The sequence below is a fragment of the Flavobacteriaceae bacterium genome, from assembly GCA_014075215.1.
GTDB lineage: Bacteria > Bacteroidota > Bacteroidia > Flavobacteriales > Flavobacteriaceae > Polaribacter.
The window spans coordinates 2,620,605-2,635,309 of record CP046177.1; the positions used below are offsets into that span (position 1 = coordinate 2,620,605).

Annotated in this window: 15 protein-coding genes; 8 read left to right on the forward strand and 7 right to left on the reverse strand. The window is 32.3% G+C overall.

Going from position 1 to position 14,705, the window contains the following annotated elements; genetic code table 11:
- Nucleotides 1-2: 2 nt before the first annotated feature.
- Nucleotides 3-1,163 carry an IS4 family transposase gene (locus GKR88_12870; protein ID QMU65093.1) on the reverse strand — a complete coding sequence of 387 codons (1,161 nt, stop codon included), beginning with the start codon at nt 1,161-1,163 and terminating at the stop codon, nt 3-5.
- 464 nt (nt 1,164-1,627) lie between these two features.
- Here GKR88_12870 and GKR88_12875 point away from each other — a divergent pair, with 464 nt between their 5' ends.
- The gene (locus GKR88_12875) at nt 1,628-1,951 is read left to right on the forward strand and encodes a transposase (GenBank protein ID QMU65094.1); all 324 of its coding nucleotides are present in this window, start codon (nt 1,628-1,630) and stop codon (nt 1,949-1,951) included.
- Nucleotides 1,952-2,033: 82 nt separating this feature from the next.
- Here GKR88_12875 and GKR88_12880 read toward each other — a convergent pair whose 3' ends face one another.
- Nucleotides 2,034-2,987: a DDE transposase gene (locus tag GKR88_12880; GenBank protein ID QMU65095.1), complete on the reverse strand. Its 954-nt coding sequence runs from the start codon at nt 2,985-2,987 to the stop codon at nt 2,034-2,036.
- A 22-nt stretch (nt 2,988-3,009) separates the two neighbouring features.
- Nucleotides 3,010-3,360 carry a transposase gene (locus GKR88_12885; GenBank protein QMU65096.1) on the reverse strand — a complete coding sequence of 117 codons (351 nt, stop codon included), beginning with the start codon at nt 3,358-3,360 and terminating at the stop codon, nt 3,010-3,012.
- A 295-nt stretch (nt 3,361-3,655) separates the two neighbouring features.
- On the opposite strand from GKR88_12885, the gene GKR88_12890 reads away from it, so the two are divergent.
- On the forward strand, nt 3,656-4,768 hold the full coding sequence (locus GKR88_12890; GenBank protein QMU66715.1) for a DUF4172 domain-containing protein: 1,113 nt from the start codon (nt 3,656-3,658) through the stop codon (nt 4,766-4,768).
- Nucleotides 4,769-4,840: 72 nt separating this feature from the next.
- Here GKR88_12890 and GKR88_12895 read toward each other — a convergent pair whose 3' ends face one another.
- The 3 genes from GKR88_12895 to GKR88_12905 form a co-directional block, all read right to left on the reverse strand.
- The gene (locus GKR88_12895; GenBank protein QMU65097.1) at nt 4,841-5,080 is read right to left on the reverse strand and encodes a hypothetical protein; all 240 of its coding nucleotides are present in this window, start codon (nt 5,078-5,080) and stop codon (nt 4,841-4,843) included.
- A gap of 146 nt (nt 5,081-5,226) precedes the next feature.
- Nucleotides 5,227-6,783, reverse strand: coding sequence for a T9SS type A sorting domain-containing protein (locus GKR88_12900; protein ID QMU65098.1), 1,557 nt, complete (start codon nt 6,781-6,783; stop codon nt 5,227-5,229).
- An 18-nt stretch (nt 6,784-6,801) separates the two neighbouring features.
- Nucleotides 6,802-7,734, reverse strand: coding sequence for a hypothetical protein (locus GKR88_12905; protein ID QMU65099.1), 933 nt, complete (start codon nt 7,732-7,734; stop codon nt 6,802-6,804).
- Between the two features lie 123 nt (nt 7,735-7,857).
- Between GKR88_12905 and GKR88_12910 the strand changes: the two genes are divergently transcribed.
- The 3 genes from GKR88_12910 to GKR88_12920 all read left to right on the forward strand — a co-directional run bounded on the left by GKR88_12910 (nt 7,858) and on the right by GKR88_12920 (nt 11,436).
- A complete protein-coding gene (locus GKR88_12910) occupies nt 7,858-9,588 on the forward strand; it encodes a tetratricopeptide repeat protein (protein QMU65100.1) in 1,731 nt (576 codons plus the stop codon).
- Nucleotide 9,589: 1 nt separating this feature from the next.
- Nucleotides 9,590-10,264, forward strand: coding sequence for a response regulator (locus GKR88_12915; protein QMU65101.1), 675 nt, complete (start codon nt 9,590-9,592; stop codon nt 10,262-10,264).
- 281 nt (nt 10,265-10,545) lie between these two features.
- Complete coding sequence (locus tag GKR88_12920; GenBank protein QMU65102.1) at nt 10,546-11,436, forward strand: tyrosine-type recombinase/integrase; 891 nt, start codon at nt 10,546-10,548, stop codon at nt 11,434-11,436.
- Here GKR88_12920 and GKR88_12925 read toward each other — a convergent pair.
- The gene (locus tag GKR88_12925; GenBank protein ID QMU65103.1) at nt 11,428-12,306 is read right to left on the reverse strand and encodes a tyrosine-type recombinase/integrase; all 879 of its coding nucleotides are present in this window, start codon (nt 12,304-12,306) and stop codon (nt 11,428-11,430) included. The genes GKR88_12920 and GKR88_12925 overlap by 9 nt on opposite strands.
- Nucleotides 12,307-12,696: 390 nt before the next feature.
- Between GKR88_12925 and GKR88_12930 the strand changes: the two genes are divergently transcribed.
- The 3 genes from GKR88_12930 to GKR88_12940 all read left to right on the forward strand — a co-directional run bounded on the left by GKR88_12930 (nt 12,697) and on the right by GKR88_12940 (nt 14,653).
- Nucleotides 12,697-12,996 carry a hypothetical protein gene (locus GKR88_12930; protein ID QMU65104.1) on the forward strand — a complete coding sequence of 100 codons (300 nt, stop codon included), beginning with the start codon at nt 12,697-12,699 and terminating at the stop codon, nt 12,994-12,996.
- A 97-nt stretch (nt 12,997-13,093) separates the two neighbouring features.
- A complete protein-coding gene (locus GKR88_12935) occupies nt 13,094-13,636 on the forward strand; it encodes a DNA repair protein (GenBank protein QMU65105.1) in 543 nt (180 codons plus the stop codon).
- A 204-nt stretch (nt 13,637-13,840) separates the two neighbouring features.
- Nucleotides 13,841-14,653, forward strand: coding sequence for an N-6 DNA methylase (locus tag GKR88_12940; GenBank protein ID QMU65106.1), 813 nt, complete (start codon nt 13,841-13,843; stop codon nt 14,651-14,653).
- The last annotated feature ends 52 nt before the right edge of the window (nt 14,654-14,705 follow it).

A 14,705-nucleotide genomic window follows, 5' to 3' on the forward strand; every position in this document is an offset into this window, starting at 1 on the left:
TGCTAAGTACATGACAAAAATTTAGTCAAGTTCATATTGTTTTGATTTACAGGGTTTAATAGCACAGAAGCGATATAATCTAATCCATATTTGAATATGCTTTTAGCCATTCTTCCATGCTTTTTTATTTTGATAGGCTTAATCTGATGTAAATATATACCAACTTTGTAACACCATACGAAAGCCATCATTACAAGCAGTACTAATTTTTCAATACGCTTAATATCTTGCAGGTGTGTGTTTTCAATATCAAAGCCACTGGCTTTCATTGCTTTAAAACACATCTCTATCTGCCATCGTTCTTTGTATTGTTCAAAGGCCTTATCAGGAGCGTTGAACGATACAATGATTAAGAAATCAGGCTTTCCATTTTTTGGGTACAACTTGCATCCGGAAAGGAAACAAAGCTGACCATTAACACGTACAATTTTAGGATAATACACAAACTCATTGATCTTATGTGGATTAAACAAGTGAAATACTTTGATGGTTTTGTTCTTATCAGGAAGCTCTACCTTAAAGTTGTTTCGAATGCGGATATAATATTTGATTCCATTTGTATTCAAGAAATCCAACCAATGATTACCTACAAACTCTCTATCGGCTACAATGGATTTAATAACATCTTTGCCAAAAAGTCTTATGAAACGATTCACAAGATCAATACGCTCCTGACTGTTAGAGTTCCCTGGCTTATCTAACATAGTAAATAACAATGGGAAGGCAACACCTTTATAGACAACTCCCAACACGGCACCGTCAATTAATAAGCGTGTAATAAATGGGAAGGCAACACCTTTATAGACAACTCCCAACATAAAAATGTTGATGTTGGTCTGACCAAACTTCCAATTGGTCCTATCAATACTCAAGATCAATCCCTCTTGCTTAGGAAGGAGACTAAATATAAGACGAGCGATCAAATCTCCATCCAACGAATAATCAGCAATAAATCTTTGAATACGTCTGAGTGATGACTTCGAATCTACTGAGGTCTCAAAAGCGTTGGCTACCTTTTCAAAGGTAACTGTCTGTACCTTACAGAGGGCGATAATGAAATGTGATATGAGTTTGATTCTTGCCAAATTGATCTTACCTTGGAAATGAGAACTTAAAACTGAATTTAATTCACTACTTTTAGTGGAAGCATTGGTTTTTTTCATTAGAAAAATGAGTGATGTTATTCTTCTAATATACTGAAAATCAATGCTTTATTTTAATTATTTAACATTTAATTTACTGATAATCAATTAATTATATTTTTTGTCATGTACTAAAGTTTTTAACTATAAATAATATACTTAAGCAATAAATTAAGGTTTTATAGATTTTATCCGGTACAACAAATGACCCTTTACTTTAGTCTTCTTTGGTTTAACCCCGGTTTTTAACATACCCTTAACAATTTCTTTATTTAAAAAAGCCAATGAAACCTGTCTTTTGCTGCCTGTTTTTAAAAGGTTTTGCCATTTCTGTTACATTATTTTCAAACAAACTAAAAAAACCTTGCTGATTTGTTAAAAATAGGGCTCTTTCTTGCAGGGTAGCTATATATGGCCTATCTTTGGATCAAGCAAAAAGTTTGTGGAGTAGGTTAATTTTTTAGAGTTTTGGTTTAAAAACTCAAATGCATACACAAGAGCTCCTGAAGCATTTTTTACCCGAAGGTATTTTAGATTACTTTGAACTTAAAGAGGTAAAAGATTCAACGAACAAACTTACTTTGGTTTTAGAAGAAAAACCTATACAACCAGATGAGTTATCTCATCGTAAATTACATTCCAAAGGATTTTACCCAGTAGTAGATATTCAAGATTTTCCAGTACGTAACAAGGCTTGTTTTTTACAAGTAAAACGTAGACGATGGTTAGATGTTGATACCTCAGAAGTATTCTCAAGAGATTGGAATTTGGTAGCAAAGGGCACCACCATTAATTTTTCAAATCCTTGATAATCAATATTTTATCAAGGATTTTTTATTTAAGGACGGAAAGTGAGTCGAAAAATATTGGATCAAGACTAATTGTTGTGTTTTAGGCAAAAATTTGTGTTAATCTGAACAGGAAGAATTCTACATTTTTAACACCTCTAAACTGCGCTCTAAAGGCTTTAATCTTAGCATTAAAAGATTCAGCAGAAGCATTTGTACTCCGATTGATAAAATAATTGAGTATTGACCGATAATTTATAGAAATTGTATTTGCTATTGTATTAAAAGCTTTAAAACCAGATTTTTCTACATCATTATACCAATGTGCTAGTTTTGTATATGCAATTTGTATTGATTTAGCTGTATTGAATATATTTCTAAGGCTCTGATTTAAGTTAAAAGCCTTTTGAATATCAGGATATTTTTCAAAAAGTATTTTGCTTCTTAGATATTGATTTTGTGTCCATTTTTCAGGAGATTTATAGAGTAAATATCTACTTCTAGCTAAGAGTTGTTTTCTAGTGTCCCCATTGTCAAATATCTCAGGTTGATACTCTTTACCTTTTGTTTTTGCTAACTTGATTAGGTCATTTTCTAGGTCTATTGCATTCCATCGATGTTTTATTCTAATATCTTGTAGCGCTTCTAGAGCTAGTTTTTGCACATGGAATCTATCAGTTACTTGTATGGCCTTAGGGAAACATGTTTTGGCTATATTTTTCATAGAGTTCGCCATATCTAGTGTAATTTCTTTGACTTTGTTTCTTTTTTTAGAGGATATTTTAAGTAACTGTTCTATAATGGGTTCTATCTTAGTGCCTGCAAAAACCCCTACAATAGCTCCTTTTTTACCTTTGGCTTTTTTATTGGTAATAATGGTGTAGAGTTCTCCTTTAGACAATGCTGTTTCATCAATAGATAAATAAGCACCTATATTTTCAGGAAAAACATGCCACTCTTTAGCATGTTTTTTTTGTTTCCATTGTTTAAACTCACTTAAATAATCACGATATTGACGTCCAAGTTTTTTACCATCAACTCCGTAAAATCTACCTATAGTTCTACAATCACTGGTTTCTCTATCTACTAATTTCTTTTAAAAAAGCAGCGAACTGCTCTGTCATTCGAGTCCCCTGTGCTACTAAATTCCAATCTCTTTGTACAATTTGTTTGGTCTTCCTATCTAACCATCTACGACGTTTAATGTGAAGATATACTGTGTTGCCTCGTAATGGAAAGTCTTGAATGGTAAGCTCTTTATGAAATCCGTGAGCTATCAAGATACGTTCTGATTCTTCTTTGGGAACTATGTTACGTTCTTCAAAATACAAATGCATCACTTCATTTTCAACACTATGTTTTGACAAATCAAAATGTTCAACTAACAACTCTGGTAAAATTAATTTTAGTAAATCTATATAAGTATCCAACCTCCTTTTTTTACAAAGATCACAATACTATTTTAAATTCACACACAACTTTTGAGATTGATCCAAAATATTGATGTTATTTCTGTCTATTTGGCTTTATTTGATGCTATTATCACTTTCAACTACTCACTCATATGGGCTTATTGAAATAGAATAACTCTTTCGAGTTATTTCCAGTTCAACAAGCATTTCATCACCAATACTCCCTAAAATGAGCCGATTAAATTTGTTTTATCGCTCAAAATATGATTAAATTTGAGCGATACTCATTAAAAATACAGCTCAAATGACAAACATCCTCTGGAATTGGCTACTTAAAAATTGGCCTCAATTCACCTATGACAAGAAAGTTCTTGTGGAATTAGAACAGGTATTTATCCAAAATAGTGGAACAGTAGTAGGTGCATTAAAGCATATTGCTGATGATTCTAAAGATGATTTGTTAGTAGAAATATTGAGTGACGAGGCTATGAAGACTTCGGAAATTGAAGGCGAATTTCTAAATAGAGATAGTGTCCAATCTTCAATAAAAAAGAAATTAGGATTATCCTTTGATAATCGAAAAGTTCCTCCCGCAGAATTTGGTATTGCAGAAATGATGGTCGATTTATATCAAAATTACGACAAATCATTATCACATAATCAACTCTTTGAATGGCACAAAATGATTACCAACGGGAGACGTGATTTAACAAATATCGGAGCATACAGAACACATACTGAACCTATGCAAGTTGTCTCTGGAAGTTACAACAAACCCAACATACATTTTGAAGCACCTCCTTCATCTCAAATTCCGCGAGAAATGGAGCAATTCATTAGATGGTTTAATGATGTACATACGAAGAAAAATGAGTTAGATATGTTTCCACTTATTAAATCGGGAATTGCACATCTTTATTTTGTAAGTATTCATCCTTTTGAAGATGGAAACGGACGTATTGGGCGTGCTATTGCTGAAAAATCTATTGCGTTAAGTACCAAGAAGCCAACGTTAATTTCACTTTCTCATACCATAGAAGCCAACAAAAAAGATTACTATACTTTTTTGGAGAATAACAATAAAACCTTAGAAATTACGGATTGGCTCACATATTTTGGAAAAACGATTGTAGATGCTCAAAAAAATACATTAAAACAAATTGATTTTCTCATTGAAAAAACCAAGTTTTTTGACCGCCATACAACTCAATTAAACGACAGACAATTAAAAGTCGTTAAACGCCTTTTTGAGGCAGGATATAGAGGTTTTAAAGGCGGGTTAAGTGCTAAAAATTATGTAAAAATCGCCAAAACGTCTGAATCTACTGCAACCAGAGATTTACTAGATTTAGTTAAAAAAGGAATTTTGATTAAAACAGGAACGTTTAAAAGCACTCGTTATTCATTAAATATCAAAAAAGTTTGATAATTGAATCTAGGGAAAGTTATTACTGTTTTTAGAACAAAAACCAAATACTGATAAGAACATTAATAACTCCTATCTCCTATAATTATAAGCATCTGTCACATCCCCGTCTAAATCACAATCATCATCAAAATAGGCATCAAAACTAACTGTAAATGAAATATCGTACATATAGCCTTTAGAATAAATATCTACTACTAAATCATCACCATCCATTCCGTAATCTCGCACTTCAAAATCACCTTTACTTGAAACAGTAAAACTTGCTGCACTACGAATATCAGACCAATTATGCCTGACCAGTTTACGCACTTTTGAAGTAGAAGGTTTACAGCTAGGTGTTGGAGCTACATAAGTAGTATTTGAAGATTCTTTGGATGATTTTTTGCAAGAATTGAAACTAATAAAAAAAAGTACTAATAGGATTGAATATATTGATTTCATAAGATGTTGTTTGATTAGTTTTTAATTAAGCGTTTTACAGAAGATCCTCGATTGCCATATATTTTTAAAAGATATATACCTGATGAAAAATGGTTTAATGAGATATCTATACTATTTGATTCTATGCTTTTTATGGTTTGCACTTTTGCCCCTAACAATGTATAGATTTCAATACTCTTAAGAATTTCATCTGCTTGTATAGATACTATATTGCTTGTTGGGTTTGGGTAGATTGAAAGATTTGATAGTTCTTGTTCTTCTATACTCAAAGTCACAGCATTACTTGCTGGACTTAAACTATTAGACCATCTTTCATACACTCTAACCACATAATTATTATTAGGCAAATTTGTTATGATTTGACCTAATGTAATTGGACCAGCAATTTGAGCACCTGAATTTGAATTAGTTGCTTCATAAACATAAACTTCATAATCTCCTTTAGTAAAATATAAGTTTTGATAAGTAGCACTTGTTGTATTTGGAAATTGCATATTATAATCAGATAGGTTAGTTACGTTTATTTTTCCATTTATCACAGTAATTTGTGGTATTGCTGGCACTCCTCCAGTGCTTTCTTCACGCAAATAATTCATATGATTTTGATAATGTGTAAATATTCCTGTAGAGGTATTATCAAAACTCATATTAGTTCTTCGAGACAAACTATGTTCTACAACACCACATCCAAAAGTGGCTTCTTGCGTTGCTGGCAATATATGTCGTGAGTTTGAATTAATAGTGCCTATACGATTTACTAAATCATTAGTGTTATCCATCTTTTTAACAGGGATATCATAATGTGCCGAAAAATTATCATTGGTGTCAAATTGATTTATTGTTAAAAAACCACTTCCGCCATTTGCAATATCATAACCATTATGCGCAATTGGTATTGAAAAAAACGGTGCTGCATTATTGGCAAAACCCCAGCCTGTTGAAGTTGTAATTCTTTGTGTAAAAAGACCATCAGCTATATCAACGACCTGTAGAGCATCAAAATGAGAAATACCTTGTGAATGGTCTCCTTCCAAAGCACCTACAGAGTGTGCCCACTCGTGAGCAAGTACTATATCCTCTCTTGGTCCATTGAATAGAGAAAAAACACTATATCCTGACACTAAATCACCAAATGCTACTCCAGCATATTGAGCAGCAGAACCTGGCAATGTACCCCCACCAAATCCTGTTGTAAATGCTTGCATATCTCTAACATCACAGTTATTAGAAGTGTCTAAAACCCAACTACTAAAATTTGATAGTGTTTGATTGGCATCATTAGGAACACCTGAAATATTAGTTACATATTCATTATCTGCTCTCGGTATTATATATAGATTCCTTATTCTAAGGTCAGCCAGTAAAATCGTTTTTAAAAGATTAATACTTTTATTATGCTTTTCTTCAATTACAGATTCCCCTATGTTTGTAGCTTCTTGGTCAATTACATAGTGGATATTCTGATATCTAACAGTATTCTCAGGTCTATTAGAATCAATTTGTGCACTTAAAGAGCTTAATGTAAAAAGACAATAAATGAGTGATAAATATTTAAAGTATAATTTTTTCATATTTTTATTTTATAAGTGTTATTCAGAAAAATTAGTGTTAGTATCTTTAATCCAAGATGACAAATATGAGCCATTAGGGTCATCAACTAAAATATTCGCTAAACCACTGTTTCCACTAGAATCAAAAAGGGTGACATATATTTGGTTTCCATTTCTAACATCTAAAGAAGTTAACTGATTATTTTTACAGAGTAGAACCGAAAGATTAGGTAAACTACTTACATCTAAATTTGATAATTGATTGTCCGATAGATAGATGTAAGAAAGATTTGTGTTGTTGCTTAAATCTATTGAGCTTATATTATTATCAATTGCTTCTAATGTATATAACCGTGAAAGCTGACTAACATCTATTGTTGACAAATTATTTCCTTTACAAAACAAATGTGTTAGATTTTGGTTATTGCCTAGTGTAATACTTGTTAGGTTATTATAATGACACGCTAAAACCTCTAAGTTTGTATTATTTACTATATTCAAGGAATTAATCTCATTAATAAAGCAGTATAGTTCCTTTAAATCGGTATTGTTGCTAACATCTAAGTTAGCCAAATCGTTGTCGTAGCAGTTCAGAAAAGTGAGAGCCGTATTATTATTTAAATTAAGAGAACTGATGAATTTGTTTTCCTTACAATCTAAATATTTGAGTGCTGTGTTATTACTAACATCAAGGTTTGTTAATCTATTTCCACCACATTTTAACACCTCTAACGCAATAAATCCTTCAATTCCTGTAAGGTCAGTTATACCTTGACCATTAATGTTATTTCCGCTTACATCTAATTCAACTACGGAACTTATATTAGCCGTTAAAACAAAATCATCTAAAACATTATCATAGCCCAACACTATAAGTTTCTGCTCAAAATTATCATCTGGAACAAATGTTTGTTGAGCAATGGTATTAGTAATGGAAAGAATGAACAATATTAGTATGTAGATTTTCTTCATATCCGTTTTAGTTTTAATAGTTGGTACAAACTTAGCTTCACTTTACAAACCCTAACCTAACCACATTAGGATAATCTATAAATTTCATTTCCATACCTTTGAGACTTAACCATAAAAGGACTTATGAAGAAAATAATTGCCGTATTTTTTTTGATTTTTATACAACTTATGTATTGCCAAAGTCAAAAGAAAATAGATAGTCTAGAAAACTTATTGTTGAATAAAACAGATGATATTTCCCAAATAAAAATCTTAAATACATTATCAAGGCACTATACAAAAGTTGGCTCATCTCAAAAAGGACAAGAGCAATTAGATAAAGCACTTTCGATTTTGACAAAAAAACCAGATTCGTTACTACTAGCAGAAACATATTTTAATCAAGGTTATGTTTTGCAATATGTCGGTGATTATGAAAATGCTACGAAAAAAATATTGAAAGCTCAGGATATATTTAAGGTGTTAGACAAGAAAAGAGCCATACAAGCCTTGAATTTATTGGGCATTATTAATGTTAGGTTGAAAAATAATGAAAAGGCATATGAATTTTCAGAAAGTTCAATGAAGTTGGCTTATAAGATTGGTGATTCTGGGGGGTATTATAAGACCAAAAAAACGTTAGCAATCATCAATAAAAATCTTAAAAATTTTGAAGAAGCTCTACAATTCAATAAGGACGTTGCCGATTTTGAAGCAAGAACCAAAAACTATTTTAGTTTAGGAAAAACATACAACAATATTGCCATAGTATATGATAAAACAAAAAAATATGATTCATCGCTTGTTTATTATAAAAAGGCACTGCGTCTAAAGGAACAATATGGTAGTAAGCGGGACATTATAAATTCTTATCACGGCTTTGGTAATTTATATAGCAAGATGAATGACCTTTCAAAATCTGAGTTCCATATTTTAAAAGCACGTGACCTAGCTAAAAGTAGCAACTTTCCATATGAATTGATGCATATACTACAATCATTAGCAGAGATTAATTACCAACAGGGAAAATATAAGCAGGCTTTTGATGCTCTTGAAGAATCGAAAGTAATATCGGATAGCCTTCGAAGCGTAAAAATGAAAACGAATATTGCTGAGTTGGAAACCAAATATGAAACTCAGCAAAAGGAAAACGAAATCTTAAAACTCACTAACGAGAACATTCAAAAAGAAGCCTCTTTAACGCAATCAAAATACACCATTTTTGCCGTCTTGGGAGCATTATTATTGATTGTAAGCTTTGGCTATTTTTATTGGAACAAACGCAAACAACAGCACCAATTAGCCTTATTGGAAAATTCAGTAAAATCTAGTGAAGCTGAGAAAAGCAGAATTGGTAAAGAATTGCACGATAATATTGCAGGAACATTGATGAAATTGGTACACGATAGCGAATCTGCTCAAATTAAACTATCACACAGACTGTTACAAACCTATAACGAAGTACGAGACATTTCACATCAATTAGACAATACACCAATGCACAACGAAATGTTTTTTGATAGAGTCTTGGACATTATTCCAGACAACACCGAAACACAAGAGTTTACTTTTGAAATCACACCACGCCATTTGCAAATCAAAGAACCGCACGGCACTCATATTTTTAGAATCATACAAGAACTCATTGCCAATAACCTAAAATATGCCAAGGCTTCACAAACACAAATACAGATAGTTTCCAATGATGATACTTTAGTGTTTATGTATAAGGATAATGGTATAGGAACAACAACTTTTAAAAAAGGGAACGGTTATAAAAATATAGAAGACAGAATTACCTTAATGAATGGCACTTTAAATATAGTACATCAAAACGGTTTTTCGGTTACAGCTAACATTCCTTATTCATCTTAATATGAATATTCTCATTATAGACGACCACGCTCTAGTAAAAGAAGGAATTGAAGGGCGAATAAAAAAAGTAAAACCCAAAGCAAAGTGTTATTTTACAAGTACCGCACGATTGGCAATTTCTAAAATTCGCGAAATTTCCATCGACCTCATTTTTTGTGATTTGGAATTTTCTGGAGAAACCGAAATTGACGGTTTTTATATAATCAAAAGCGTTTTGGAATTTGAACCAAGAGTAAAAGTTATTGCGTTGACTAATTACAATTCCTATCGCATTATGAAAAAAGCTACGGCGAGCGGTTTTCATAGTTTTTTAGACAAAGGTTGTTCGTTTAAAGAATTTTCTGAAACCTTAATCAATGTAATCGCAAATGGAGCGTATGAATCTCCAACAATGAAACGGTTATTAAAAAAACGAAATGAGTTTTTATGTACAATTTTTTCCGAGTCGCTCTATGGAATTTCTGATTTAAGTCCTCGTGAACGAGAACTTACATTACTATCAGCCGAAACTACTGATAGACAACTATTAGCCAAAAAAATGAATGTCAAACCTTACACTATTGATACTTATTTTAAATATGCTTTATCTAAATTGAACTTAAAACATAGGCAAGAACTTTCTCTGTTTAGTTTGGAGTTTAAGGATGAATTACTGAAGAACTTTGATGAAAAGTAATTATATGTTAGAATTAAGAAAAATTGACAGCCATTTTCCTAGTCTTTATAATTAGCCCGACAATCGTTAAAAAGTGAATAATTTTTTTACCAAAAAACGTATTGTCTCACTCTGGAAGCGAGTTTATCCATTTCAAAAATCTATGGACTTGCTCATAACCCGAAGGTCGCAGGTTCGAATCCTGCCTCCGCAACCAGAATGAGACTATAACAACCACAAAGTGGCGTTTGCATAAAAAAAGTATTCGTCTAACGACTGTCAGGTTTTACCCGATAGTCACAATGAATAACATTCTCCAACGGCATCAAGAGTTCTGTCAGTATCAAATTGTTTTTAAAAACAACACACCAAGAACCATTAAATGGTTCAAAGAGGTTATTAATTATTTTGTGAAACATACGGAAGTTTATCACATCGAAGAAGTTACTCAAAATGTGATTGAACAATGGCTTATTCACGGAAAATGCGAGAAAAATTGGTCAGCTAAAACCATCCGCACTCGATTAGGTAATGTGCGCTTGTTTTTCAAATGGTGTGTTACAAAGGGTTATATGCAAAAGAACCCTGCTGATGATATTCCTGTTCCTAAATTAGAATCAAAAATCCCTAAACATTTAACCAAAGAACAATCCACCCTTATTTTAGATTGGGCGAAATGTTATCCCTATCATCATTATTACGAAAAACCACGAGCGGTAGCTATTCTTGCTGTTTTTCTTTTTACAGGAATTAGATTACAAGAATTACTTAATCTAAAAATCAACGATGTGAATATTAAAGAAAGTATTTTATTTGTTCAGGCAGGAAAAGGCAAAAAAGACCGAATGATTCCGATAAATGCTCAATTAAAAAAGTATTTAGAAAAATACCTTGCTGTACGTTCCAAAATTAATGATAGAAGTGTTTATTTTTTTGTTTCGCTTATTTGCACAGCACAAATGAGTGCAGAAGTTATTCCTCGACTACTTAGGAAAATTGGCAAAAAGTCTGGCATACATATTCACGCTCATTTGCTTCGTCACACCTTTGCCGTTCTAATGCTTGAGGCAGGCTGTAACCTTTTTAGCGTTTCTCGATTATTGGGTCATAGTGATATTAAAACAACTACCATTTATTTGTCTGCAACGGTGCATCATTTGCAAGACCAAGTGAGTAAACATCCATTACAATAACACCGTTTTCTGAAAACTCTCTTTAAGGTTGTTATCGCTCACATACACATAAATTTGCGTAGTCTCTATACTAGAATGACCCATAATCTTTTGTAATTTAAACGGATTGAGATTGCCTTCAATAGAAAGTTTGCCAAAGGTATGTCGTAGCTGATGCGGAGAGAAGTGAAATTTGGTTTTACTTCGTATTTTTTTGATGATTCTGTATAGATTGTTTTCTGTAAGTGGTTTATCTGAACGAATACTGGAAAAGAAGTATTCTGTAGAAATTTTCTTTACATCTTGATACGCTTTGAGATAAGGCATTAAGTCTGGGTGAATAGGAATTACCCTGTCCTTACTCCCCTTTCCTTGATAGATGATAATTTCTGAGGCTTCAAAATTTATAGAAGTTGTTTTTAATTTCAAAAGTTCATTTAATCGAACACCCGTAAATAAGAATGTACGAATGATAGCTTTGTTTCTTTTGGCTTCTAAATCATTGAACCACGAATAACCATCTAAGTGCAATAATAGATTTTCGATTTGATTTTTGTCAAGACATCGAGGAATACGTTTAGGCAGTTTTGGTTTATCAATTTTTTCAACAGGATTCACTTTTATATAATCTTCTCGAACACAGAAATCAAAAAAGGTTTTTAGGTACTGGCGATAATTTCTAAAGGTTTTATTCGTCCACATACGTTCTAGTTTTCTTTGATACATAAATTCACGGACTTTTGCAGTTGTAATGACTGAAATCGAGGGATTTGAAAGTTCTTTTGATAGTGCAGAGACTATGGCGATAATTTCTTTAATAGTTTTTGATTTCATTCCTTTTTCGTGTAATGCAAAGCGTTTAAAAAGAGGAAGAATAAGAGGTATTTTCATAAAAATAGGGTAAAAATATATTGAGGATAAAATGAAAATTTTGATTTATTCTCTTTTTACAGAGTTTTGGTTTGCTTTGTCTGCATTGCGTTTTAGACCGTAATGCTTCAAATACAGTTTCTGAAAGGCGGTAATGTCTTTTGATTTCCATTTTTTCATTAAAGGGGAATAGCAAATAATAATGAGGAGATACGTTATACCATACTCAATAGGAATGTGCATAACTCCAATGTGGAAAACTTTTGTTGACGTCTACCATTGCGTCCAAAAGATTTTTGAGCAATCGAAATTACAATCAGATTTTAAAATTGTGTGTTAGAAATCTTCGCACGAAAAAAGTGCTTTTCATTCTGAAAAGTCTTTTTTTCTATTTTCTAACCCCTTTTTCTTATGAAAAACCTCAATGTTATCAAGGTCAATCGCCGATTGGTCAGTTCAGTTCCTGATTTCGACATCCACAAAGGAGCAATCTTTAACCTCGAAGAACTCCGTCACAATCCACTTTTGGTAAAATTCTTATGTGATGAGCATTTCAATAATCCGTACTCAATCGTTGGTCATATCGGAGAATTGTATCGCATTCGTAATCAAATCCTATTCCTCGAAAAATATGGCGACATGACGTACCGTGAATATTTACAGGAAATGATACGGAAAGGTTTGTATTCATTACCACAACAGAACAGATAACAATTCTAAATAATGTAAACGTCATTATACATTTCTGAGATTTCTTTATTGCAATCTTATTATTAAAACCTCTTTTTACTTTTTCACTTTATTATTAATGAATACCCCTAAAAAATCATCACTAAATTATCTTCACAAACCCTTTGAGCCTACTAAAGAAGAATTACAAACTAAGTTTAGATCCAGAGTTCTAGAACAGATTCCAGTTGCGGAAATTAAACTCCATTATCACAAAGAAGTTGCTACCGATGACCGCATTAAAATACTCGACAGCCGACAAGCATCTGAAATCCTAAGAGCATTCTGGGATAACGATTCTCTGGAATTGCAAGAACAATTTAAAATACTGTATCTCAATAATTACAACCAAGTCATTGGATTATATCCACATAGTCAAGGTGGTATTACTGGTACACTCGTAGATATTCGTTTGATTTTGGTAGGAGCATTACAATGCGGAGCTGTAGGGATGATTGCTTGTCATAATCATCCGAGTTCCAATACCAAGCCATCACAAGCAGACAAAGAACTTACCGCAAAAATACAACAAGCCTCTGATTTAATAGACATCAAACTGCTCGACCATATTATTCTAACTAAAGACAATTATTATTCTTTTGCCGATGAAGGAGATATTTAATAAAAGTTTAATTAATTCAAAAAATCGCTTAATTATCTCATTATAAATATCGTGTCAATTACTCAAAAGAGATTAAACAAAATCTGCCAAAAGTAGTTGAACTGCCAAAATGCACAAGGAATGCTTTTGCAAATTCCTCCTTGTGCTTTTTGTCGTTTGTTCAACTTGTGAAAGGGCATATTTAATTTTTAATTTCTTTTCACAATGAGCAAAACAAAACACGTACCTCATAATTTTAAAAACTTTAACAATATGTTTCAGACCTTATATCGTCGTAATGGATATTATTACGTTTTTGAAGACTTTCTCGACCTCTATATCAATGCGTGGTGTTTTGATTATGAGTTCAATCGAGAATTGATACAGAAACGTTATAAATTAGAAGAACGCCAAAAGTTTACTTTGATGATGTATGAAGTTATCAAAATACTCGATAAAGAGATACAGAGTGATTCTGATTGGTATGATTTCTTTGGAACATTTTACGAAAGTGCAGCTTTATCCAAACAAAAGGGATTTGCACAATTCTTTACTCCTGCACCGATTTGTAATTTTATGGCTCAAATTGTTGCACCTACAAAGAGCGAAACATTTAGCGACCCTTGTTGCGGAAGTGGTCGTTTTTCCTTAGCATCAAATTCAGTTTCTTTAGGAGGATTTCACTTCTTAGTTGACCTTGATTTTACGTGTGCAAAAATGGCAACCCTTAATTTAATGCACCACGGTATTCACGGAATTGTCATTTCGGATAACGGATTATTCCCTGGCAATGATTTCAAGGGTGCGTTTGTAGTTAATAGAAAGCTACACGAAACAGGCATCCCACAAATTGAATATATCGACAATGTTCAACAAGCCTATAATTATGTCCGTTATACTATCAATCCTTTTGATATGGTGAGAGATTTGTTTCCAAAAACAAACAAAACTCAAAAAGCATCACAAAAAACAGATGATAATTATGAGGATATAAAAGAAATTCTTAACAACAAAACAGGGCAGTTTTCTATGTTTTAAAAAAGAATCATTTAGCTTAATAATTTTGAATTTTAAAGTACTGAAAGGAAAT

Coding starts and splice junctions, on each gene's coding strand:
- GKR88_12915 (QMU65101.1), top strand. CDS start 9,590: ATGAATATTCTCATTATAGACGACCACGCTCTAGTAAAAGAAGGAATT.
- GKR88_12910 (QMU65100.1), top strand. CDS start 7,858: ATGAAGAAAATAATTGCCGTATTTTTTTTGATTTTTATACAACTTATG.
- GKR88_12925 (QMU65103.1), bottom strand. CDS start 12,306: ATGAAAATACCTCTTATTCTTCCTCTTTTTAAACGCTTTGCATTACAC.
- GKR88_12935 (QMU65105.1), top strand. CDS start 13,094: ATGAATACCCCTAAAAAATCATCACTAAATTATCTTCACAAACCCTTT.
- GKR88_12920 (QMU65102.1), top strand. CDS start 10,546: ATGAATAACATTCTCCAACGGCATCAAGAGTTCTGTCAGTATCAAATT.
- GKR88_12905 (QMU65099.1), bottom strand. CDS start 7,734: ATGAAGAAAATCTACATACTAATATTGTTCATTCTTTCCATTACTAAT.
- GKR88_12930 (QMU65104.1), top strand. CDS start 12,697: ATGAAAAACCTCAATGTTATCAAGGTCAATCGCCGATTGGTCAGTTCA.
- GKR88_12940 (QMU65106.1), top strand. CDS start 13,841: ATGAGCAAAACAAAACACGTACCTCATAATTTTAAAAACTTTAACAAT.
- GKR88_12900 (QMU65098.1), bottom strand. CDS start 6,783: ATGAAAAAATTATACTTTAAATATTTATCACTCATTTATTGTCTTTTT.
- GKR88_12875 (QMU65094.1), top strand. CDS start 1,628: ATGCATACACAAGAGCTCCTGAAGCATTTTTTACCCGAAGGTATTTTA.
- GKR88_12870 (QMU65093.1), bottom strand. CDS start 1,163: ATGAAAAAAACCAATGCTTCCACTAAAAGTAGTGAATTAAATTCAGTT.